The organism is Mycobacterium sp. SMC-4 (genome assembly GCF_050205565.1).
GTDB lineage: Bacteria > Actinomycetota > Actinomycetes > Mycobacteriales > Mycobacteriaceae > Mycobacterium.
In genome coordinates this window covers 65288-86144 of record NZ_JBNMQU010000017.1, presented here as the reverse complement: position 1 = coordinate 86144, position 20857 = coordinate 65288, and the positions used below count along the sequence as shown (strand labels likewise).

Genomic DNA, 20857 nt, shown 5'->3' with positions numbered 1-20857 from the left:
CCGCCAGGGCGACACCGCGCTCAAGGACGCCACCGTGGTCTCGGTGCGGCCCGGCCCGGAATTCACCAAGTGGGTCTGGGATGCCCAGCGCGACGACCGCATCCAGGTCCCTGCCGGCCGCACCTACTTCGTCGACATCAAGTAACACCCCACACCGACGAAGGGGCGCCTGACACCAGGCGCCCCTTTTTCGTGCGCTACAACCCACTGTCGCGCAACACTGCGCACAACGCGGAAACGGCTGGGGCAAAGGCATGTTCGGCCGGTGCCGAGAAGCCGACGATGAGCCCGTCAGCGGTACCGGCAGAGGCATCAGGGTGGCGCATGATCGACAGGCCGGCCAAGGCGATGCCTGCATCGCCGGCCCGATGCATGACTTCCGGTTCCGCGCCCTCGGGGAGTGCCACGACCAGGTTCACACCTGCTGAGAGCCCGCTGACCGACACGTCGAACTCGTCAAGCGCCGACACCAGGACATCGCGACGACGGCGGTACCGCAGCCGCATACGGCGGATGTGCCGGTCGTAGTGTCCGGCGGTGACGAATTCGGCGAATGCCAGCTGATTGATGGCATCGACGTAGAACTGTTGCCCGCCAGCCATTTCGATCACCGGGTCGACCAGTTCCTCGGGCAGCACCATCCAGCCCAGCCGCAGTGCCGGCGACAAACTCTTGCTGGTCGACCCGAGGTAGACCACCCGCGACGGGTCCAGTGCCTGTAGTGCTCCGACCGGCTGACGGTCGTAGCGGAACTCGCCGTCATAGTCGTCGTCGAGAACGAAACGTCCTGTGCGTTGCGCCCATTCGATCGCGGCGGTCCGGCGCGCCGGATGTAGCGCCATCCCCAGAGGCTGGTGGTGCGCAGGCGTCAGGAGCGCCGCCGACACGTCCAGTGGGTCGAGTTCGTCGACGCGCGCGCCGTACTCGTCCACTCCGATGGGCACCGTCGTCACACCGCAGGCGGCGATCGCCTCCCGGAACAGGTACAGCCCGTACGCTTCAACGGCGATCGGGCCGCCCAACACGCGCGCCAGTAGCTCCACGGCATGCCGAACGCCGGCGCAGACGACGATCGTCTCCGGCGAGGTGCGCACACCGCGCGCCCGTGCCAGGTACTCGGCCAAAGCGTTGCGCAGCTCCGAGCGTCCACGTGGATCACTCAGCTGCAGAGCGTCGTTGGGTGCAGTCGAGAGAGCCTGCCGGGTGGCCGCGATCCACTGGCTGCGGGGGAACTGCGAGACGTCGGGGGAGCCGGGCATCAGGTTGTGCAGCGGGCGGACTGCGGGTCCGCGCAGACGGGCTGGTGATGTCGGGCGGGGAGCGTTGACGACCCACGTGCCCGCGCCCTGCCGGGAGCCGAGCCACCCTTCGGCCACCAGCTCGGCGTACGCATCGGCGACGGTGTTGCGGGCCAATCCCAGGTCCGAGGCCAGTGTGCGCGACGGCGGAAGCTTGGTCCCTGGGGGGAGGCGGCTCGACCGGACAGCGTCGCGCAGCGCGGCGATCAGGGCGTCTTTCGCGCCGCGGGTGCCCGGTGCCAGGGTCGCGGCCAGATCGAGATGGAGGTCCCGACTACCCAGATTGGCCCACGAAGTCACCCTCGAATTGAACCATCATATTGGGCCATTGCGGGCTACTTTCGAACTCATGACGCAGACACTCACCGAACCGAGATTCAAGATCTACAAGGCATCGCCGGAGCTCTACGAAGCGATGATGGTCCTCTCGACAGCCGCCGGCAAGGACATCGATCCGAAGTTGGCTGAGCTCATCAAGATTCGTGCCTCCCAGATCAACCGCTGCGCGTTCTGCCTCGACATGCACACCCGCGACGCGCGCAAGCATGGAGTCGGCGAGCAGAAGCTCAACCTGCTGGCCGCCTGGGACGAGGCCAGCGACATTTTCACGACGCGTGAGCGGGCTGCCCTCGCGTTGACCGAGGCCGTCACGGTACTGGGCCACGGTGGGGTCTCCGACGAGGTGTACCGCCGCGCCGCGAGCGAGTTCACCGAGCGGGAACTGGGGCAGGTCGTCGCGATGGCCGTGACGATCAACGCCTGGAACCGCATCAACGCCGTGGCGCAGACCCCACCGCCCACGCGGTGACGGGACTACGACAGGAAGTGCCATAGGACCCTACGAACCGCCACGTCCGGCGCGCACCATGAAGACATGGACGCCACAACCACATCCGAGTCACCGGTCACCGAGCTGACCGAGGCCGAGAGCTGGAATCTGTTGGCAGGCCTGTCTTTGGGCCGGCTGGTGACGACGGTGAACGGCTGGACCGAGATCTTCCCGGTCAACTTCGTTGTCCAAGACAAGACTCTGCTGTTCCGTACCGCCGAAGGCACCAAGCTGCTGACGACTGTGCTCAACGAGAACGTCCTGTTCGAGGCCGACGACCACAACCTCGTCGAAGGGTGGAGCGTGGTGGTCCGCGGGAGAGCCAAACTGGTGGCCGGGTCGAACGACACGGTCAAAGCGCAACGCGCCGGGCTCTACCCGTGGATCGCCACACCGAAGTCCCGGTTCGTCCGCATCACTCCGCAGGCGGTGACGGGCCGACGGTTCGTCTTCGGTCCCGAACCCGATGCCACCGAACTGAGCAGCTGACCCGTCACACCCAGTAGGGGACCCGGGCGCGGTACTGGCGCATCGCCAACGCGGCGAACACCCAGCCGATGACGGTCAGTGCGATCACCACCAGCCAGTGCCGCAGTTCCTGGTCGGCGCCCAGCAGTGGGGCGCGCACGATGTCCAGGTAGTGCAGCAGCGGATTGAGCTCGACGATCTTGGCCCAGCCGCCCGCTCCTTGAGCTTGGAGCGTGGACTCGTTCCAGATGATCGGCGTCATGAAGAACAGTAGCTGCACCAGGCTGCCCAGCAGTGGGCTGATGTCGCGGTAGCGGGTGGCCAGAATGCCGAAACACAGTGCGACCCAGACGCAGTTCGCCGCGATCAGTGCCAGCGCCGGGATGAAGGTCAGATCTGTCCAGTGCCATGGCTTGGGATAGATGACGGCGATGATCACGAAGATGATGATGTTGTGCGCGAACAGCAGCATCTGCCGCCAGACCAGTCGGTAGACGTGGACTGACAGCGGCGTGGGCAGCTGCTTGATCAGTCCCTCGTTGGCGACGAAGACGTCGGCACCCTCCAGGATCGACGCGTTGATCAGGTTCCAGACGATCAGCCCAAGCGTCACGTAGGGAAGGTGTTCGGACAGTTCGAGTTTGAACAGCATCGAGTACAGGCCGCCCATGGCGACCGCCGTCGTGCCGGTGGCGATGGTGATCCAGAACGGGCCGAGTACCGAGCGACGGTATCGCTGCTTGATGTCCTGCCAGCCGAGGTGCAGCCACAGCTCCCGCTTGCCGAAGCCCTCGACCAGATCACCCCACGCCCGCGCGAAGGTTCGAGACTGCGCCGCGGCATCCATGATCGTCATTTCTGTCCGAACCTTTCGCGGCGGCCCAACCGCCGCAACCTCATCCACTCCCGCAGGCCCGCGGGGTCACGCCGGGTGATCAGGAAGTACCAGCCGAATCGCAGCCATTCCTGCGGTAGCAGTTTGCGCATGCCCGGTTGTGCCTGCAGGTATCCGCGGTTGCGGTAGGTGTAGAAGCGTTTGGCTTCGTTGTCGGGATACTGAGTGTGCATCCGGCCGCCGAGGATGGGACGGAACTCGTCGCCTCCCTGCGGATGGAGGTACACCGCGTTCAGGCAGGTTCCGAAAGGAAGTCCGCTGCGTTGCAGCCGACGATGGATCTCGGTTTCGTCGCCGCGCATGAACAGTCGGAGGTCCGGCACGCCGACCGCCTCCAGCGTCTCGGCGCGGAACAATGCCCCGTTGAAGAGGTGTGAGATTCCGGGCATGACGTCCGGAAGCGTTGCGTCGGTGCGTAACTCGCTGACCCGGCGACGCCAGACCAGGCCGCGGCGCAGCGGAAAGGCCAACCGCTCGGGGTCGTCGAGGTCGCAGATCATCGGTGAGACTTCCGCCAGTCCGTACCTCTGGGCGCAGTCCAACAACGTTGCCAGCACTTCGGGGTCCTGAGGTCGGCCGTCGTCGTCGGCCAGCCAGACCCAGTCGGCGCCGAGGGCGAGCGCGTGCAGGATGCCGAGTGCGAAACCCCCCGCGCCGCCCAGGTTGCGGCGCGATCCCAGGTAAGTGGTCTCCATCGGCTGGCCGGTCACCAGGTCCCGGACCCGGCCGTCACCGTCGTCGGAGAAGTCGTTGTCGACGACGATCAGGTGATCGGGTCGCCGGCTCTGTCCGGCGATCGCGTCCAGAGATTTGGCCAGTTCGTCGGGCCGGCGGTGCGTGACGACGACCGTGCAGATGCGCTCATCCGTCACATGGTCTTCGCGCGAGCGCTCATCCGTCACATGGTCTTCGCGCGAGCGCTCATCCGTCACATGGTCTTCGCGCGAGCGCTCATCCGTCACATGGTCTTCGCGCGAGCGCTCATCCACGCGCCGTCTCCTCGAGCACCTCACGCACGTGCCTGGCAGCGTCCTCACCTTCGTAGGCGCGCACGACGTCTTCGATCCCGCCTTCCATCTTGATGGTGCCGTGGTCGATCCACATCGCGGTGTTGCACAGGCGCGCGAGGAACTCGTTGGAATGGCTGGCGAACACCAGGATCCCGGACCGGGAGACCAGGTCGGCCAACCGGCTCTGAGCTTTCTTCAGAAACTCGGCGTCGACGGCACCGATACCCTCGTCGAGCAGCAGGATCTCCGGGTCGATGCTGGTGACCACGCCCATTGCGAGCCGGACCCGCATGCCGGTGGAGTAGGTGCGCAGGGGCATGGACAGGTAGTCGCCGAGTTCGGTGAACTCGGCGATCTCATCGACCTTGGCCAGCATCTGCTTGCGTGTCTGACCGAGAAACAGCCCGCGGATGAGTATGTTCTCGAACCCCGAGATCTCCGGGTCCATCCCGACGCCCAGGTCGAACACGGGCGCGACACGGCCGCGCACGGTGGCCACGCCCCGGGTCGGTTCGTAGATGCCCGACAGCAGGCGCAACAGCGTCGACTTGCCGGCGCCGTTGTGGCCGACCAGCCCGACGCGGTCGCCCATCTTCAGCGACATGGTGATGTCCCGCAGCGCCTCGATGACCACGACGTTGGAGTCGTTGCGGCCGATGGCCCCACCCGCCTTACCCAGGAAGGCCTTCTTCAACGACCTCGTCTTGGCGTCGAAGATCGGAAACTCGACCCAGGCGTTGCGGGTTTCGATGAACGGTTCAGATGGACTCGCCACGCCCGGTCTCACAAATACTGGCCGGTGCCCGGATGGCCCGGTGTGCCTCGCTGGCCGGGGATGCCCGCTCCGGGAGGCAGTGCGCCCTGACGCATCTGTTCGAGTTGCTGACGCGCAGCCATCTGCTGGGCGAACAGGGCGGTCTGGATGCCGTGGAACAGTCCTTCGAGCCAACCCACCAGCTGGGCCTGCGCGATCCGGAGCTCGGCGTCGGACGGGACGGACTCGTCGGTGAACGGCAGCGTCAGACGCTCGAGCTCCTCACGCAGTTCCGGAGCCAGTCCGTCTTCGAGCTCGCTGATGCTGGTGCGGTGGATGTCGCGCAGCCGACCTCTGCTGGCCTCGTCCAGAGGAGCGGCACGTACCTCCTCCAGCAGCTGCTTGATCATCGTGCCGATACGCATGACCTTGGCCGGTTGTTCGACGAGCTCGGTCAACGACCGGCTGTCGGATCCGCCCTCGTCGTCGGAACCGTCGCCGCCGATGATCTCGATGTTGTCGTCGTCGGTGTTGCTAGTCATGGTCCTAGAGTGCCTCAGCGTCCCGTGTTGTATGCGGTCGGCCTGCCCGCAACATTCTCTGGTCGACCTCGATCTTCCCTCAGGCTCGGGGCATTTCCCGACAGACGTGCCCGCCAGGTCGTGTCCTGCCGTCGCCGCCGATGTCTTCGCAACCGGCCAGATCCCGCCCGGACGGTCCCGAGCTGGGCTGTAACGTCAGCAGTTCGTTGAACAGCAACGATGCGGTGAGTAGCACACCGGAGCGTCAGGGTGCTGGACTAGTATGGCTGCGCAGATGACCCGGTCCGGGCATAGCAGGGCGACGACAGCGACGTCGTTCCCTCGCGGAATCCTCGGAAACGGGAGGTTCAACAGCATTCTTCAACGCGCTAAGGTGGGCTGACATGGCATACGACGTCGCCCGGGTGCGGGGTCTGCACCCGTCGTTGGGCGATGGCTGGGTTCACCTGGACGCGCAGAACGGCATGTTGTTGCCGGATACGGTCGCACGCGCGGTGTCGACAGCGTTCCGAGGTTCGATGCCGACCGTGGACAGCCCCCATCCGAGCTCACGCCGTAGTGCCGCGGTGCTCGCCGCCGCCCGCCAGGCGATCGCTGACCTGGTCAACGCCGATCCTGCGGGCGTAGTGCTCGGCGCCGATCGGGCACTACTGCTGACGGCCCTGGCCGACGCCGCGTCCACCCGGTTGGGTCTGGGCTATGAAGTGGTCGTCACCCGACTCGACGACGAAGCCAACATCGCGCCGTGGCTGCGCGCCGCCAACCGGTTCGGCGCGAAGGTGAAATGGGCCGAGGTCGACATCGAGACCGGTGAGTTGCCCACCTGGCAATGGGAAGATCTGGTCAGCCGGCCCACCCGGCTGGTCGCCGTCACGTCGGCGTCCTCGACGGTGGGCACTGTCACCGATCTGCGCGAGGTCACCAAACTGGTGCACGAGGTCGGCGGCCTGGTGGTCGTCGATCACTCAGCGGCCGCTCCATACCGGCTGTTGGACATCGCCGACGTCGACGCCGACGTGGTCGCGGTCAATGCCCTGGCCTGGGGTGGCCCGCCCATCGGGGCGCTTGCGTTCCGGGATCCGTCGCTGCTGGATGCGCTGGGGTCGATCTCGTTCAACCCGTACGCAACCGGTCCGGCCCGACTCGAAGTCGGTGCGCATCAGTTCGGCTTCCTGGGCGGCGTCGTCGCCAGCGTCGAATATCTTGCAGCGCTGGATGATTCGGCTCAGGGTTCGCGCCGCGAGCGGTTGGAGATTTCCATGCGCTCGGCGTCCCACTACCTCGACAGGGTCTTCGACTACCTGCTGAGCTCGCTGCGGTCCCTGCCGACGGTCATGGTGATCGGTGAACCCGAGATGCGTATCCCGGTCGTGAGCTTCGCGGTGAACAACGTGCCCGCCGACCGGGTGGTACAGCGACTGGCTGACAACGGCATCCTGGCGATTCCGAACGCGAACTCACGCGTGCTCGACCTGATCGGCGTCGACGACATCGGCGGCGCGGTGACCGTCGGTCTTGCGCACTACACCACCACGGCGGAAGTGGATCAGCTGGTGCGGGCGCTGGCCTCCCTGGGCTGACGCTCAATGATCAACGCGCAGCAGGATTTTCCCTGACACGTCACCGGAGTCGAGCAACTCGTGGGCGGCCTGCGCCTCGGTCACCGGGAACTCCGCGCCGATCACCGGGCGAACCTGCCCGTCGACGATCAGCGGCCACACCCGGTCACGCACCTGGGCGACGATTTCGCTCTTGCCGGCGTCCCCGTCCACCGGCCGCGCCCGCAGGGCCGTGGCGAACACGCCGCCGCGCTTGGCCAACAGCTTCGCGATGTTGATCTCGGCCTTGGCGCCGCCCTGCATGCCGATGATCACCAGTCGACCGTCGTGCGCCAGCGCATCGACGTTGCGGGCCAGGTAGGCCGCGCCGATGATGTCAAGGATGACGTCGGCGCCGCCGTGCTCCCGCAGCACCTCGACGAAGTCCTCGTTGTGGTAGTCGATGGTGATCTCGGCGCCGAGTTCTGCGCACAGGTCGAGCTTGTTGCGTGAGCCCGCGGTGACGGCGACCCGGCAGCCCAGGGCGCGTGCGACCTGGATGGCATGCGTCCCGATTCCGCTTGCGCCGCCGTGCAGCAGAACGAGGTGGGGGGCGCGCATGCCGGCCGTCATCACCAGGTTCGACCACACCGTGCACGCCACCTCGGGCAGACCGGCCGCATGTGCCAGGGCGACACCGTCGGGCACCGGCAGGACCTGTCCGGCCGGCACGCAGACGTACTCGGCGTAGCCCCCGCCGGCCAGCAACGCACAGACCTGCTGGCCCGGCGACCACTCAGTAACCCCGTCGCCGACTGCTGCGATGGTGCCGGACACCTCGAGGCCGATGATCTCGCTGGCCCCCGGCGGCGGCGGGTAATTGCCTGCGGCCTGCATCAAGTCGGCGCGGTTCACTCCAGCGGTGCTGACTTTGATCAAGACCTCTCCGACGTCCGGTGAGACGTCGGGTACCGTCTGCCAGCTAAGTCGGCCGCCCTCGGCCACGATCGCGTGCATCCTGGAGACGCTACTACGCTGCGGAAACCCCGACGCTTTCCGCCACCAGCAATGAATCTCGGGCCTACTATGTGGACAAATAAGGGGGTCAATATGGTGGGGACCATTGCGGGGCGTACGGCCAGTGATACGCCCGGGCTGGACATCGCCGAGCAGAAGGCGTGGCAGAACTTCTTGGACGCGGCGTTACGGCTGTACGCCACGATGAACCGTTCGTTGGTGGACGAGCACCGGCTCACGCTCAACGACGTGCGTCTGCTCGATCTGCTGGCCAAGTCGGTGACGGGTTCGGCGCGGATGGGGGATCTGGCTGAGGCGCTGATGTCCCTGCCCAGTCGGGTGACGCGGCAGATCCATCGGCTGGAGGTGCAGCAGTTGGTGGTGCGCGGCGCCAGCCCGGACGACGGCCGCGGGGTTCTGGCCACCATCACGCCCGAGGGCCGTGACGCGTTGGCCGCCGCTCTGGAGACCTACGGCGCTGCCGTGCGGGCGCACTTCCTCGAGCCGCTGTCGCGGCCGCAGGTGGTGGCGATGGGCGAGAACTGCCGCCGCATCAGCGCGGGGCTGAAGTCCGGGGGGCCGACCCCCAAACTCGGCCGCGTCTAGACTGTCCCGCGGTGGCGTGGCAGAGCGGCCTAATGCACTCGCCTTGAAAGCGAGAGACGGCTAACACCGTCCGGGGGTTCAAATCCCTCCGCCACCGCCATTCAGGGGTGGAAACGTTCTTGTTCACGGTCTTCGGCGATCGTCCGACCTTCGTGATCCAGGGGGGAACAAGTGATGGTCGAGCTTGTGCTCGCCCAAGGCGGTGGAGAGTCGTGGCTTGGCCCCGCGATCCGAGCAGTCCTGTTCACGTCCGCGGGCGCCGCACTGATCGCTGTCGGTGTCCGCCGCCGCCTCGCTCGTGCTCGTTGGGACCGTGAAGATGACCGTCGCCTGCTGCAGTCGGGCGGGCCGGCCCTGCCCGACGAACATCGGTCATCGCCGCCGGCGTCACGCGGCGTCGGGCTCATCGTCGTCGGCGCGATTTTGGCGTTCCTAGGGTTGTTGCACATCCTCGACCTCGTCGCGACCCTCCACCTGTCGGGAGTGATCTGACCGACGGTCACTGTCGAAGCGCGTCGGTCAGAACGCCAATCCGAGCGTGATCAGGGACAGCAGGCCGAATGGCACAAACGCCAGGACCGCCAGCACGGCCACGACCGTCTTGCCGCTGGCGAGAGACGCCACCACTGCCCCGCCAGCAGCGACGATGCTCAGGATGACGGTGGTCTGCACGCCGGCGACGTCGGTTCCCGTCGGTGCGACCCCGTTCTCGAACTTCGAGGCCATGTTGGTGTCCATGAGTACCGTCAACGCCAACAGATAGGCAACGAACATCCCCGCGAGGCCGGCGATCGACAACATGACACGGCGGTCGGCTTCTTCATCCATAACGACATGTTCGGCTGTGCACGCGCTGCGGGGATCCGTAGAACTACTCCCCGGTGAAGTTCGGTGGCCGCTTCTCGAACATCGCCTTGATGCCCTCGGAGAGGTCATTGGACGGCAGGAACGCCGAGTTCCATGCGGCCACGTAGCGCAGGCTCGCCGCCACTGCCGCGGTCCGCTGCTCGTCGAGGACATCTTTGATGCCGTGCACTGTGTGGGGCGGGTTGGCGGCGATCTCGGCCGCGGTGGCTCGCGCGGCCGCCAGCGTCGCCTCGGCATCGGGGTAGACGTCGTTGACCAGACCGATCTTCTCGGCGCGAGCGGCGTCGATGTCCTTGCCTGTCAGCGCCAGTTCGCGCAGATGTCCGTCGGTCAGGATGTAGGGCAGGCGGGCCAGCGAGCCCACGTCGGCGACGATCGCGAGCTTGACCTCACGCACCGAGAACTTCGCGTCGGCGCTGGCGTAGCGGATGTCGACGGCCGAGATCAGGTCGACGCCGCCGCCGATGCACCATCCGTGCACCGATGCGATGGTCGGGGTGCGGCAGTCGGCGACCGCGGTGATCGACTGCTGCATGGCTTTGATGCGCTTGTGGAAGTCGGCGCGCGGCTTGGACGACGAGCCCTGACCCATCATCGAGCCCAGGGTGTCGCCCATGGCGAGTAGATCCAGGCCGTAGCTGAAGTTGCGACCCGAGCCGGTCAGCACGATCGCCCGCACGTCGGGATCGGCGTCGAGCTCTTCGAAGACGACGGGCAGCTCTGCCCAGAAGGCCGGGCCCATCGCGTTGCCCTTGCCGGGGCCGATCAGCGTGACCTCGGCGATGCGGTCGGAGATGTCGACGGTCACCGATTCGTAAGCGCTCATGCTCAGAAAGGCTAGCCACTCAGCCCGGCAGCGATCCCATCAGGACCTCGCTGACTTTCGCGGTCGGCATCAGCTGACAGCCGGTGTCGGCGAGGAGCTCTTCGAGGAATGATCCGTCGGAGCCGAGGATGGTGCCGTTCTCCTCCATGATCGCCCGCACCACAGCGCGTTTGGTGGCTTGATCGAGGTCGATGAACTCCTCGCACGTCATGGTCAAGGAGTTCGCCGGTGCCGGCACGTCAGGAACCTCCGGCCCGCCGGTGGGCAACGGAATGTTCGGAAGAGTGAAGTCGGGGAGCCCCGGGATGGAGGGCATCCCGGGCGCCTCCGCCCCGGGGGTAGGCGCCGATGTCAGCGCGGGTCCGGGTTGGGTCGTCTGCGCGACGACGCCTTCGGTGGTTCGGGTGCACGCGGTGGTCAGGCCGAGCGCGACCGTCAGACCGATCAGCGTCGCCGCGGTGACCCGTGCGTGCGTTGTCATCCCGCCACGATAGGCGGCTACCGGCGTTCGAGATAGAAATACAGGTGACGCGGGTTGCCTGAGCGGGTGTCCAGGGCGCCCTTGCCGTTCATGATCCCGACGACGGTGTTGTCGTCGACGACCTTGAAGTGGTCGTGCACCGGTCTGCCGTCGTAGACCATCGTGGCGACGACCTCGCCGCGGAACTCCTCCATCCACAGGCTGGCTTCGCCGTTCATCGCCTCGGTGTTGGAGAACTTGTTGCCCTCGGCGTCCAGGCACACCAGAGGCTTGGCGTCGGCGGGGGAGTGGAAGGTCTTGCCGTACCAGTTGAGCTTCTCCATGAAGCCGTTGGCCTTGTGACCGGTGTGGAACTCGCCGCCCTGCCACTCGCCGATCATGAAGTCGATCGTGGCCGGCTTCAGCGTCGCCCAGAACGCGTCGAGTTCGGCGTCGTCGAGCTTGCCGGCCCGGTTCTTGAGGCTGGTGAAAGTCTGCAGCGCGTTGCTCATGCGGCTCCGATCCACTGTCGTGCGAAGTCCAGGAAGGCGTCGTTCTCGTGTGGGGCGGCCACCGTGACGCGGACGCCGTCTTCCCCGTAGGGGCGCACGATGATGCGGCTGTTGGCGGCGTCGGCGGCGAATTGCTGCGCGCGTCCGACCAGCGGCAGCCACACGAAATTGGCCTGGGACGGTGGCAGCTCGTAGCCGGCGTCGCGCAGGGCGGTCGAGACCCGGGTGCGTTCGGCGACGACGGCGTCGGTGCGTTCGAGCAGCTCGTCGGCGGCGTCCAGGCAGGCGATCGCGGCCGCCTGCGACAGGCTGGTCGCCGTGAACGGCACGTACACCTTCGACAGCGCCGAGACGATCTCCGGGTCGGCCACCGCGTACCCGACGCGCAAGCCGGCCAGTCCGTAGGCCTTCGAGAAAGTCCTCAGCACAACGACATTCCGATGGGCGCGGACCAACCCGAAGCTGTCGGGCACCAGGCCGTCGCGGATGTACTCGATGTAGGCCTCATCGAGGACCACCAGGATGTGCGGCGGCACGGCTTCGACGAAGCGGGCCAGCGCGTCGGGGTCGACGACGGTGCTGGTCGGGTTGTTGGGGTTGCACACGAAGATCAGCCGGGTGCGGTCGGTGATCGCGGCGAGCATCGCGTCCAGGTCGAAGGTGTGATCGCGCAGCGGGACCTGCACCGGCGTCGCGCCGGCGGTGCGGACCTGCAGCGGATAGATCTCGAAGCTTCGCCAGCCGAACAGCACTTCGTCGCCGACGGTGCTGGTGATCTGGATGAGCTGCTGACACAGGCTGACCGACCCGCAGCCGACGGAGATGTGCTCGGGCGCGAAGTTGACGTGCTTGGCCAGACGCTCCTTGAGCTCGACGTACCCGTTGTCCGGGTAGCGGTTGATGCCGTCGATGGCCTGCTCGATCGCGGTGCGCACACTGGGCAGCGGGCCGTGGACGGTTTCGTTGCTGGCGATCTTGATTGCGCCCGGCACGGTCTTGCCCGGAGCGTAGGCGGGAAGGTCGGCCATTTCGGGGCGGAGGCGCACGGACACCCGAACAGTTTAGGGCCGCGTCGGAGCTGCTTTGCTTCCCGAGGCGGGCCCTGTGTACTCTGTCGCAGCGGCGGTAAACGTCGGGAGGCGTGCCAGAGCGGCCGAATGGGACTCACTGCTAATGAGTTGTCCCCCTTACAGGGGACCGGAGGTTCAAATCCTCTCGCCTCCGCTCTTAATTGAATATGCAGTACCCGAGCGCCCGTAGCTCAACGGATAGAGCATCTGACTACGGATCAGAAGGTTAGGGGTTCGAATCCCTTCGGGCGCACTTTTCACCAGCGAATTCGCGCGCAATGTCACGTTCCGGCGCAGATACGATTTCCGAGTGACGTCGGAGCCCCTGCGGCAGGCCCAAGAGCGCATGCGGTTCAAGGACTACTCGGGCGTCGCGTCGGCCGCTTGGGCGGCACTGTCCGCCGAACCCGACAACGAGCACGCGATGCGCTTGTACACGCTGGCGCTGCACGGGCTGGGCCGAGTGACTGAAGCCATATCGATGGCGTGGCAGACGGTCAGCGCACACCCGCAGTCGCATCTAGCGCAGTACACCTACGCCAGCCTGTTGCACGAGTCCGGTCAGGAACAGCAGGCGCTCGTCGTGGTGAACGAGGCGCTGCGGTTGAATCCCGCTTCGACGGACTCGCTGGTGTTGCTCGGCGACGTCCATCGATCGCTGGGCAACACGTCCGCCGCGGAGGCGGCGTACCAGGCGGCGCTACGGCTGGAGCCGACCCATGCCGTGGCCGTTCACAATCTGTCGGTGAGCCGGCTGCGGTGGGGCACGTTGACCGACGCGGTACGCGGCCTGCTCGATGTGGGGCGGCTGAACCCGGCTCTGGAGCAGTTGGCCAACCAGAACATCGGCCTGGCTGTGACTCGGGTGCTGCGGATGACGACCGCGTCGGTGGTGTTCCTGGCCGTCGCGCTCATCGTGGTGATGGCCGCGCACAATGACGGCCTGCCGACATTCATCCCGAGGATCGCCGCGGCCGCGCTCAGCGTTTCGCTCGCGGTCGGGGTCGGCTGGGTGGCGCGCACGGTGCCCCGTCCGATATTGAAGACCATTTTGGCGCATCGCTTCCCGCTGGCGTTGCGACTCGGCTTTGTCGTGCTCGCGGTCGTCGTCGGGTTGATCACAGCGTCGCTCGGGTCCAATCCCGTGACCGACGTGGCTGGGCCTTTGCTTCTGCTTGGTGTCGTGGGTCTGACGGTGCTCGGGTGGGTCACGGGGGCGTAGGCGTCCGACGCTTGGCAGCACCCGGGCGCTCAGTCGCGTCGAGTTTCGTCGACGCGAATGTCTTGCAGGTCTTCGGGAGCCACCACCCCGGTCCATCCCAGGTATTGGTCGCCGTCGAGTCCCAACTCACGGGCGACTGAGGGCGAGCCGATGAACTCCACCCCGATCCGGCCGTCGTGGTATTCGTGGCGTAGCGAAACTCTGTGCCCCTTGAGGGCGCCGCTGACGTTGAGGTGGACGACCTCATCGACGACGGAGGTCGGGACCTTGACCCAGGGTCGACGGTGCCCGAATCCGATTGCAGACTCGCCTGATTCGAAGGAGTCTGGAATTTCATCGTCCGGTTCCGTGCGCAAAGCCACCCAGTCGTCAGTGCTGAAGGCGATCCGGTACCAGGCGCCGCGATATTTGGCGATGGCTCCCGTGACCGGCATATCACTCGGCAGGTCAAGGTCGCGAGACGTCATCACTTTTGCCCTCGATCGCGGGTAAAGGATGTTGTGCTGGAATCGGCTGGAGCACAATTCAGATCTCTTCGACCTGAATGTCCTCGAAGTCCTCTGGCGAGAACAGTCCAGACCAGCCGTCGTACTGACTTCCCGTCAATCCGATCTCTCGCGCCACAACCGGGGACCCGATGAACCACACTCTGATACGACCGTCTGGCATCCGGCCGCGTAGTGAAACACGGTGTCCGGCGAGCTTTCCGCTGGCGTGAATCTGAACGACGCCGTCGAGTGCTGATCGCGGCACCTTGACCCACGGTGCGCGCTGTCCCTGACTGACTTGGCGCTTTACGTCGGCGAACCCGTCGGGTATGTGGGGTCCAGGTTCGGTGCGGAGTGCCACCCAGTCGTCACCGCTGAAGGCGATCTGGAATCGCTTTCCGCGGTATTCAGCGACAGGGCCCGAGACCGGTATGTCTGAGGAGTGATCCGTCCGGGCCATCTCAGTACTCCTCTATTTCGATGTCCTGAAAGGCTTCTGGGGGATACAGACCACTCCAACCCTCGTATTGATTCCCCTCGAGCCCAATCTCCTGAGCGACTGCCGGCGAACCAAGAAAGGACACTTGGATCCGACCGTCGGGCATTTCCCTATGCAGCGTGACTTCGTGTCCTGCGATCTTTGCTGTTACGCGAAGACGGACGATGCCGTCGAGCGCAGACCGAGGTACCTTCACCCATGGTGCCGTGTGGCCCTGCCCGACAGGAGATTCTCCCGATTCGAAGCCGTCGGGAACGCCAGGGCCAGGGGCGGCGCGCAGAGCCACCCAGTCCTCGCCGCTGAACACGATCCGAAGGTGCCGCCCGCGGTAGTCGGCGATGGCGCCGGTGACTGGTATGTCAGTCATTAGTCCTCCTGCGGTAGTGGCTCATGCGCGTCGGGTCTCCTCGACGCGGATGTCGTCGAACTCCTCTGGGGCAAAGATGCCAGACCACCCCATGTACTGATCGCCTTTCGACATCGGCGGAGTACAACAGCGCGGCATCTTCTTCATCGGTAACGGAATACCCCGCGCGGAACGCCCAGGACGTCAGGTCTGCTGAGAGGTGGGGATGAGGTGACCGCACCAGACGCTCAGTCATGTCGATTGCGTCTTACCGGATGCTGAAAAGCGGTGATCCGTCGGAGCTTTCATGGGATCGCCGGATATCTGAAAGCGATGCTTCGAGCAGATGGGACAGTTCGGCAAAAGCACTGATGCTGGTTACCTTGCCGTGCGCCCGCGCGGTTAGCGCACCTGAGCGGTCGAGCAGTTCGAAGGACCCCTCGCAATCGCCCGCAACGATTGTGTATCCGGGCGCAAGGTCATCCTGGGTTCGGAAGGTTGTCAGTCTCGGCAGTTGGTGTTCCGATCGGTAGAGGCAGCCGAACGACGCCATGAGATGGCGTTCCATCACTGGCATCGACTTCGTGTAGAACTCGAACTGTTCTGAAGACGTGCGCTCCGCGGACGTGAGGATGTATCCGCCGTCCGGCGCTGCTCGTCGGTAGTACCGCACTTCACCTCCGGGTGCGGAGGCGAACAGCGCCGCGCCGGAACTGCTCTCGGAGGTCAGGATAAAACCGTTCAGACGTGCCCATTCCGCAAGTTCGCTGGAAATGCGTGGTGCAGTCACGCAAGCACTCCGTTCCCTGAGCAGGTTGACGATGCTCGTACGCTCGTCGAGCTCATTGTAAAAAGCACCTGGAGCGCTCGGCTATCTCGGCCGGACGCCGGTGCTGCCCTGGAGATTGCAACGAATTGCTTGTAGGGCAACTCGAGCGACGACATCGGGAGACTTCTCGACTCGAATCACGGTGGGCCCGTCGCCAGTGAGGCGACTGAGTTCGATTTGTCATCGGCTGGATTGCGACACGGACCAACCTGTAAATACCAGCTCTGTCAATTGATTTGCCGTCTTTCAATCTTCGTCATCGCGACTCCTGATAACGGAATTGTCTTCTGATAGACCCATGGGAAGTCCGTCCGATAGTCGTCGGTCGACGTCATCGTACGACAGCGTCAGCAGCCAGTTCGTCCATGAGATTCCGCGCGCGCCGGTGATGAAGTAGGTCTCAGGACTTTCTCGTAACTGATACCTTGCGTATCTTTCACTGATCAAGACTTTCTCGACTTCAGGGCTCATTCCGGCATCGCGGAAACTCCAAGAGATCGGATCGAGTCGACGTTCGATCCGGAGGAAGTTGCCGATGTTATAGATGATGTACTTGCCGGCCTCCCGAATGGACGAGAATGTTGTATCCACGCCCTCAGCCGGCGTATTCCGTCGCTCTGTCGAAACCTTCAGCACCGCGAAATGATCGTCCGCGTCTTGGGAGATTGCGAATCCGTACCAGTCGGGATGAGGGTAGCCGTGTCGGAAGTACAACCTCCCCGCGGACACCTCAGGGTAGTCCCACGCTGGCACTCCAGCCTGCGTATAAATGTCTCTCCAGCGGTTGTAGCGGGCGAGAAGCTCTGCCACTTGGAGATTAGTGAGAGAAAGAGAGGTCTGCGGGCCCGAAATCACTTAACAACCAATGAGTTCGACAACAGCCAACGTACTCCCAGCCGGGCGCCGCTCCGCGATCTTTCACGGGATACCGGCGGAGTGGTACATCGTGTCTCCGTGGGGCAGCACATCCGTCACGTCAACTGGTTTTCGACAGCCTGCTGGTTGGTCAGGCGCGAGAAGTCCACAATGATCTCGTAGGTACCCGGCTCCACCAAACCTGCTCCCACACGTTCGGCGTCTACGGGGTCATCAGTAAGTAGGAGAACCTCGGCAGTTGTCCCGGACATCCGTAAGAGGCGAACGGGTACCTGGTCCAGTTCGGCGGTGAAGACCCTTTCAAACACTTCGGTGTCAGACAGTGGCACCGTTGCCGACCACACGCCGCGGTGTATCTGTTCGAATCCACCCGGGCCTTGCTCGGCTATCGCGGTCAGCATGACGGAGTCCCCAGTGATGTCGGCGAAGAACTCGTTGCCGCGCCACCGCGCCAGCGTGCCGACCATCGGGCTGGGCCGGCGCCACTGTTTGGCATTGGCCCAACCGCGAGCGGCACCTCCGTAATGCGAGAGGCATTTCTGCTCGCCATCGGAGCGGATACGCCAGTATTCGGCACCGTAGGTGTACCGGGTGCGGCTCATACTCCACACTTGGGCCAAAGAGTCTCCGCGCAAGAAGCCGTTCGGGAATGTGGGCCACGGACGCTGCGCATCGGGCGGTGCGGTGAAAGTGGCCAGGCGCGGCCGCTCGAACCTGACAACGTCGACAAAGTGCGGTGTCGCGTCGACGCCGTAAGCGGCGAGAAGCTGGGCGGGTGTTCTCAAACCGGCCACGGCAGAGGCCGCCGTGACGTACCCGCCGACTTGATCATCGCCGGTCTCGACGATGGCGCTGGACAGCGTTGCAGTGAGTAGCTTTTGCAGCACCAGGCCCTCAGCCATGTCGGCTCTCCTCGACCTGAATGTCCTCAAAGTCCTCTGGCGAGAAAAGTCCAGACCATCCGTCGTGCTGACTTCCTGTCAATCCGATCTCTCGCGCCACAGCGGGTGAACCGATGAACCACACTCTGATACGACCGTCCGGCATTCGTCCGCGCAGGGAAACACGGTGTCCGGCGAGTTTCCCGCTGGCGCGGATCTGAACGATGCCGTCGAGGGCTGATCTCGGCACTTTGACCCACGGCGCACGCTGTCCCTGCCCTACTTGGCGCTCTCCGTCGGCGAACCCGTCCGGTATGTGAGGCCCCGGTTCGGCGCGGAGCGCCACCCAGTCGTCGCCGCTGAAGGCGATTTGGAATCGCTTTCCGCGATACTCCGCGACAGGCCCCGAGACCGGTAATTCAGTCATGAATTTCCCTGCAAGATCCACGTATCGCCCCCGAGTACAGCCACTAGCCGTTGTGTTCCATCTTCCAAGACCTCCCACATCTCTGCACCTTCCCGCATCGTGACGTCCTTCGCCACGTATTCGGGGATGGCATCGCTGCCAGATTTGGTGAACCCGTTTCCTGTGAACGGATCGTCCCACGTGTCATAGGACCCATCGCCTCCCATAGCACTGTGACGGGGTACCTCGTAGATGCCTTCATTAGAGGCGAGATCTGCCTGAAAACGGATGATATGGGTTCCGGGATCATGGCGTTCGAAGGGGGACTCGGAGTAGTCCAAGCGCAACCCGTCGTAAATGCTCGCGGGTGTCCCGAGATGTGCTGTGTCTCCGGCGATTGTCACGGCGCCCCCAACTCGGTCAGGAACCGTGCTATTTCCGTCCATAAGGTAGTCGTCGGCCCGGCTTTGGACAAAGTTGCCGTCTACATCGAAATATCCTGGAGGGATCACCTTTTGCATGACGGTGTCCCTATTGGGTGCGGGCAACTCGTCGCGCACCGCATTGATCAGCTGACGCTCATCGGGTGTGAGCGTGTCGATAGGTCTGTTGATCAGATCGACGAAGTCACTCTTGCTGACACCGTGTGCGGCAAGCGCGTCGTCGACTCGCTGGTTGTCGAGTAGCTGTTCCGGCGCGAACGATGTTGTGTGCGAGCTTCCGTCCGCCATCGTATAGACCCGCGACCCGTCTTCAGGTGGCTCTCCGTTGGCATTTGGTGTGTGACCATCTCCATCGGATGGTCCGGGCTCTGCAGATCCCGGGTGGTGACCGCTGGGATTACCACTGTCTGGGGTGTCGGGACCTCCGGGCGGAGAAGACGATTGCTGACCCGATCCATCGCCGACTGGCGCCGGGAGCGTGCTCTGAGGCTCTACGGCAGAGGGCGCGGCCTGGCCGTTCGACTGGGTGGGAGAAGGTGTTCCGGACTCTGGCGCCCGCGACGGTTCTGGACGGGGCGCCGATGCGTCGGATCCGCGACCGGGCTGCTCGACCGGTGCGCGTTGCCCTGCCCCGCCGTCAGTGCTTGGCCGTGACGGCCCAGCACCTGGAGAGGACGGAGCCGACTCTCCTACACGGCCAGGACCGGCGCCGGCTGGTGTATCGGGCCGGGACAACGGCGGCGTCGGCCCCGGACGGACCGGCGGAACTTCCGGAAGTCTTGGTGGCGCACCGACATTGGGTGTACCGCGCGTCCAGCTGCCCACCTCTCCGAGCTGCGGCAGCCGTCCTTCTTCCAGCACTCGTCGGGACAGACTCAAGCTCTTGGCGACACTGCCCGTCTTGGTCAGCGCGCCGCCTGGGACGAACAGTGACCCGATGTTGAACGCTGCCTCACCCGCAGCGCGGCCAGGATGATCGCCCGACCACTTGTCCCAGGCCACGAACTCTTTACCCATATTGGCCAGCACGCCCGGCAGCGTGGTGGGATCCTGAGCCACCGACGCCGCGAGTTCAGCCATGCCCTTCCACGTGTCGGCGTCAGCCAGCGCCACCACTCCAGACACTGTGTTGATCAGCCCGGTCACAGCGCCGACGGAGAAGTCGGTCCGCACCTTCACCACATCGGCGAGGAATCCGCCCACTCCCTCACCGAAGTGTTCGACCAGGACGGGACGAATCCACTTCTGGAAGGCGGTGGCCGCATCCCCTATGACGATGACGAGCTCTTCCAGGAGTCCGACGATGCCCTTGACCTGCTGTTGGAAGTTGTCGAGGACGGTCCCGACATCGCGAGCCACCTCGCGCAGAATGTCGTCACCCTCACCCGTGAGGAACCCCGTCACGGTGTCCCACAGACCGCCGATCGACAGCCTGTCCAAAAGTCGCCGGATGGCGTCCTGGGTGTCTTGCACACCGGTCGCGAAATCCGAAACCGATTGGGCTACAGACGAAGCCGCCTCTCCTAGGGATGAGATCGCCTGGCCGAGGTTGTCGAGGGCGGAGAGAATGGTGGCGCCCTCGGGAATGGACTGAGCCTGCACGGCGGCCTTGATCCCGGTCAATTGCGGTTCGATCGCGGCGAATCCGTTCGAGAAGTTGCGCCACTGGGTGGCGGTCAGCCGCATCAGTGCCGCGTTGCCCGACGGCCAAGTCATCGCCGCACCTGCGAACATTCCCACCCCGGGCAGTGCCTGCAACAGGGGCTGGACCAGGTGCCACTTCGCCGGCGGTGGAACGATCGAGCCGTTGGGACCCATCGGTACGTGGGCCTGTTCCGCTTTGCCGGGTTCGCCGCTGACCCCGCCCGACGGTCCCGGCCCGCCGATCGTCGACGCGGCATCGGCGTTCTTGTAGTTGTAACCCGTTGCCTCTAACAGAAGTCCGACGGATGTGAACGCATTCGCGGCATCGGCGATCGCGTTGGCGAACTCCTGAGCTTGGCGGCCGTACTTCATGCCGAAGTTCACGCCGGCAGGGTCCAGACCGGAGGCGATTCCCCCGCCGAGCGCCGCACCCAGCGCATCCGAGAGCATCCTCAGTTGCGAACCCAGCGATCCCATGCGTTGACCGGCGCCGATCAACGCGTCCGGTTCAACCTCGATGCGCATGTGCGA

At 64.9% G+C, this 20857-nt stretch carries 23 protein-coding genes and 3 tRNA genes; 9 read left to right on the top strand and 17 right to left on the bottom strand.

Going from position 1 to position 20857, the window contains the following annotated elements; translation table 11 throughout:
- Nucleotides 1-197: 197 nt before the first annotated feature.
- The gene (locus ACQI46_RS24760; protein WP_427096687.1) at nt 198-1598 is read right to left on the bottom strand and encodes a PLP-dependent aminotransferase family protein; all 1401 of its coding nucleotides are present in this window, start codon (nt 1596-1598) and stop codon (nt 198-200) included.
- 49 nt (nt 1599-1647) lie between these two features.
- Between ACQI46_RS24760 and ACQI46_RS24755 the strand changes: the two genes are divergently transcribed.
- A complete protein-coding gene (locus tag ACQI46_RS24755; RefSeq protein WP_427096686.1) occupies nt 1648-2106 on the top strand; it encodes a carboxymuconolactone decarboxylase family protein in 459 nt (152 codons plus the stop codon).
- A 66-nt stretch (nt 2107-2172) separates the two neighbouring features.
- On the top strand, nt 2173-2616 hold the full coding sequence (locus ACQI46_RS24750) for a pyridoxamine 5'-phosphate oxidase family protein (protein WP_427096685.1): 444 nt from the start codon (nt 2173-2175) through the stop codon (nt 2614-2616).
- A gap of 4 nt (nt 2617-2620) precedes the next feature.
- Here the strand turns inward: ACQI46_RS24750 and ACQI46_RS24745 are convergent, their stop codons facing one another.
- The 4 genes from ACQI46_RS24745 to ACQI46_RS24730 all read right to left on the bottom strand — a co-directional run bounded on the left by ACQI46_RS24745 (nt 2621) and on the right by ACQI46_RS24730 (nt 5796).
- Nucleotides 2621-3451: an ABC transporter permease gene (locus ACQI46_RS24745; protein WP_427096684.1), complete on the bottom strand. Its 831-nt coding sequence runs from the start codon at nt 3449-3451 to the stop codon at nt 2621-2623.
- Nucleotides 3448-4362, bottom strand: coding sequence for a glycosyltransferase (locus ACQI46_RS24740; RefSeq protein ID WP_427096696.1), 915 nt, complete (start codon nt 4360-4362; stop codon nt 3448-3450). The genes ACQI46_RS24745 and ACQI46_RS24740 overlap by 4 nt, the downstream gene beginning before the upstream one ends.
- A gap of 109 nt (nt 4363-4471) precedes the next feature.
- Nucleotides 4472-5275 (bottom strand): ABC transporter ATP-binding protein, encoded by an 804-nt coding sequence (locus tag ACQI46_RS24735; protein ID WP_427096683.1) that lies wholly within the window; start codon nt 5273-5275, stop codon nt 4472-4474.
- An 8-nt stretch (nt 5276-5283) separates the two neighbouring features.
- Entirely contained in the window at nt 5284-5796 is a 513-nt protein-coding gene (locus tag ACQI46_RS24730) for a bacterial proteasome activator family protein (protein ID WP_427096682.1), read from the bottom strand.
- Between the two features lie 383 nt (nt 5797-6179).
- On the opposite strand from ACQI46_RS24730, the gene ACQI46_RS24725 reads away from it, so the two are divergent.
- On the top strand, nt 6180-7376 hold the full coding sequence (locus ACQI46_RS24725) for a cysteine desulfurase-like protein (protein WP_427096681.1): 1197 nt from the start codon (nt 6180-6182) through the stop codon (nt 7374-7376).
- A gap of 3 nt (nt 7377-7379) precedes the next feature.
- Here ACQI46_RS24725 and ACQI46_RS24720 read toward each other — a convergent pair whose 3' ends face one another.
- The gene (locus ACQI46_RS24720) at nt 7380-8351 is read right to left on the bottom strand and encodes an NAD(P)H-quinone oxidoreductase (protein WP_427096680.1); all 972 of its coding nucleotides are present in this window, start codon (nt 8349-8351) and stop codon (nt 7380-7382) included.
- 93 nt (nt 8352-8444) lie between these two features.
- On the opposite strand from ACQI46_RS24720, the gene ACQI46_RS24715 reads away from it, so the two are divergent.
- The 3 genes from ACQI46_RS24715 to ACQI46_RS24705 all read left to right on the top strand — a co-directional run bounded on the left by ACQI46_RS24715 (nt 8445) and on the right by ACQI46_RS24705 (nt 9449).
- Nucleotides 8445-8957, top strand: coding sequence for a MarR family winged helix-turn-helix transcriptional regulator (locus tag ACQI46_RS24715; protein WP_427096679.1), 513 nt, complete (start codon nt 8445-8447; stop codon nt 8955-8957).
- Nucleotides 8958-8967: 10 nt separating this feature from the next.
- Nucleotides 8968-9057 (top strand) — tRNA-Ser (locus ACQI46_RS24710).
- A 74-nt stretch (nt 9058-9131) separates the two neighbouring features.
- A complete protein-coding gene (locus tag ACQI46_RS24705; RefSeq protein WP_427096678.1) occupies nt 9132-9449 on the top strand; it encodes a hypothetical protein in 318 nt (105 codons plus the stop codon).
- A 27-nt stretch (nt 9450-9476) separates the two neighbouring features.
- On the opposite strand, the gene ACQI46_RS24700 is transcribed toward ACQI46_RS24705, so the two are convergent.
- Genes ACQI46_RS24700 through hisC form a run of 5 tightly spaced genes read right to left on the bottom strand, consistent with a single transcriptional unit; the run spans nt 9477 to nt 12674 of the window.
- On the bottom strand, nt 9477-9785 hold the full coding sequence (locus ACQI46_RS24700) for a hypothetical protein (protein ID WP_427096677.1): 309 nt from the start codon (nt 9783-9785) through the stop codon (nt 9477-9479).
- A 43-nt stretch (nt 9786-9828) separates the two neighbouring features.
- Nucleotides 9829-10650, bottom strand: a complete 822-nt coding sequence (locus tag ACQI46_RS24695) for a crotonase/enoyl-CoA hydratase family protein (protein WP_427096676.1) — start codon at nt 10648-10650, stop codon at nt 9829-9831.
- A gap of 19 nt (nt 10651-10669) precedes the next feature.
- Nucleotides 10670-11131 (bottom strand): hypothetical protein, encoded by a 462-nt coding sequence (locus ACQI46_RS24690; RefSeq protein WP_427096675.1) that lies wholly within the window; start codon nt 11129-11131, stop codon nt 10670-10672.
- Nucleotides 11132-11148: 17 nt separating this feature from the next.
- Nucleotides 11149-11622, bottom strand: coding sequence for a DUF4334 domain-containing protein (locus ACQI46_RS24685; protein ID WP_427096674.1), 474 nt, complete (start codon nt 11620-11622; stop codon nt 11149-11151).
- The gene (gene hisC, locus ACQI46_RS24680; protein ID WP_427096673.1) at nt 11619-12674 is read right to left on the bottom strand and encodes a histidinol-phosphate transaminase; all 1056 of its coding nucleotides are present in this window, start codon (nt 12672-12674) and stop codon (nt 11619-11621) included. Before hisC ends, ACQI46_RS24685 begins: the two co-directional genes overlap by 4 nt.
- A gap of 83 nt (nt 12675-12757) precedes the next feature.
- On the opposite strand from hisC, the gene ACQI46_RS24675 reads away from it, so the two are divergent.
- From ACQI46_RS24675 to ACQI46_RS24665, 3 genes are all read left to right on the top strand, one after another.
- Nucleotides 12758-12846, top strand: a tRNA-Ser gene (locus ACQI46_RS24675).
- A 26-nt stretch (nt 12847-12872) separates the two neighbouring features.
- Nucleotides 12873-12945: transfer RNA gene (locus ACQI46_RS24670), tRNA-Arg, on the top strand.
- A gap of 57 nt (nt 12946-13002) precedes the next feature.
- Complete coding sequence (locus ACQI46_RS24665) at nt 13003-13914, top strand: tetratricopeptide repeat protein (RefSeq protein WP_427096672.1); 912 nt, start codon at nt 13003-13005, stop codon at nt 13912-13914.
- A 29-nt stretch (nt 13915-13943) separates the two neighbouring features.
- Here the strand turns inward: ACQI46_RS24665 and ACQI46_RS24660 are convergent, their stop codons facing one another.
- From ACQI46_RS24660 to ACQI46_RS24635, 6 genes are all read right to left on the bottom strand, one after another.
- Nucleotides 13944-14381 (bottom strand): hypothetical protein, encoded by a 438-nt coding sequence (locus ACQI46_RS24660; protein WP_427096671.1) that lies wholly within the window; start codon nt 14379-14381, stop codon nt 13944-13946.
- 482 nt (nt 14382-14863) lie between these two features.
- Nucleotides 14864-15268: a hypothetical protein gene (locus tag ACQI46_RS24655; RefSeq protein ID WP_427096670.1), complete on the bottom strand. Its 405-nt coding sequence runs from the start codon at nt 15266-15268 to the stop codon at nt 14864-14866.
- 247 nt (nt 15269-15515) lie between these two features.
- Nucleotides 15516-16037 (bottom strand): Imm61 family immunity protein, encoded by a 522-nt coding sequence (locus ACQI46_RS24650; protein ID WP_427096669.1) that lies wholly within the window; start codon nt 16035-16037, stop codon nt 15516-15518.
- A gap of 285 nt (nt 16038-16322) precedes the next feature.
- Complete coding sequence (locus ACQI46_RS24645) at nt 16323-16886, bottom strand: hypothetical protein (protein WP_427096668.1); 564 nt, start codon at nt 16884-16886, stop codon at nt 16323-16325.
- A gap of 161 nt (nt 16887-17047) precedes the next feature.
- Nucleotides 17048-17854 carry a hypothetical protein gene (locus ACQI46_RS24640; RefSeq protein WP_427096667.1) on the bottom strand — a complete coding sequence of 269 codons (807 nt, stop codon included), beginning with the start codon at nt 17852-17854 and terminating at the stop codon, nt 17048-17050.
- A 402-nt stretch (nt 17855-18256) separates the two neighbouring features.
- Nucleotides 18257-20851, bottom strand: a complete 2595-nt coding sequence (locus tag ACQI46_RS24635) for a hypothetical protein (protein WP_427096666.1) — start codon at nt 20849-20851, stop codon at nt 18257-18259.
- Nucleotides 20852-20857 lie beyond the last annotated feature (6 nt).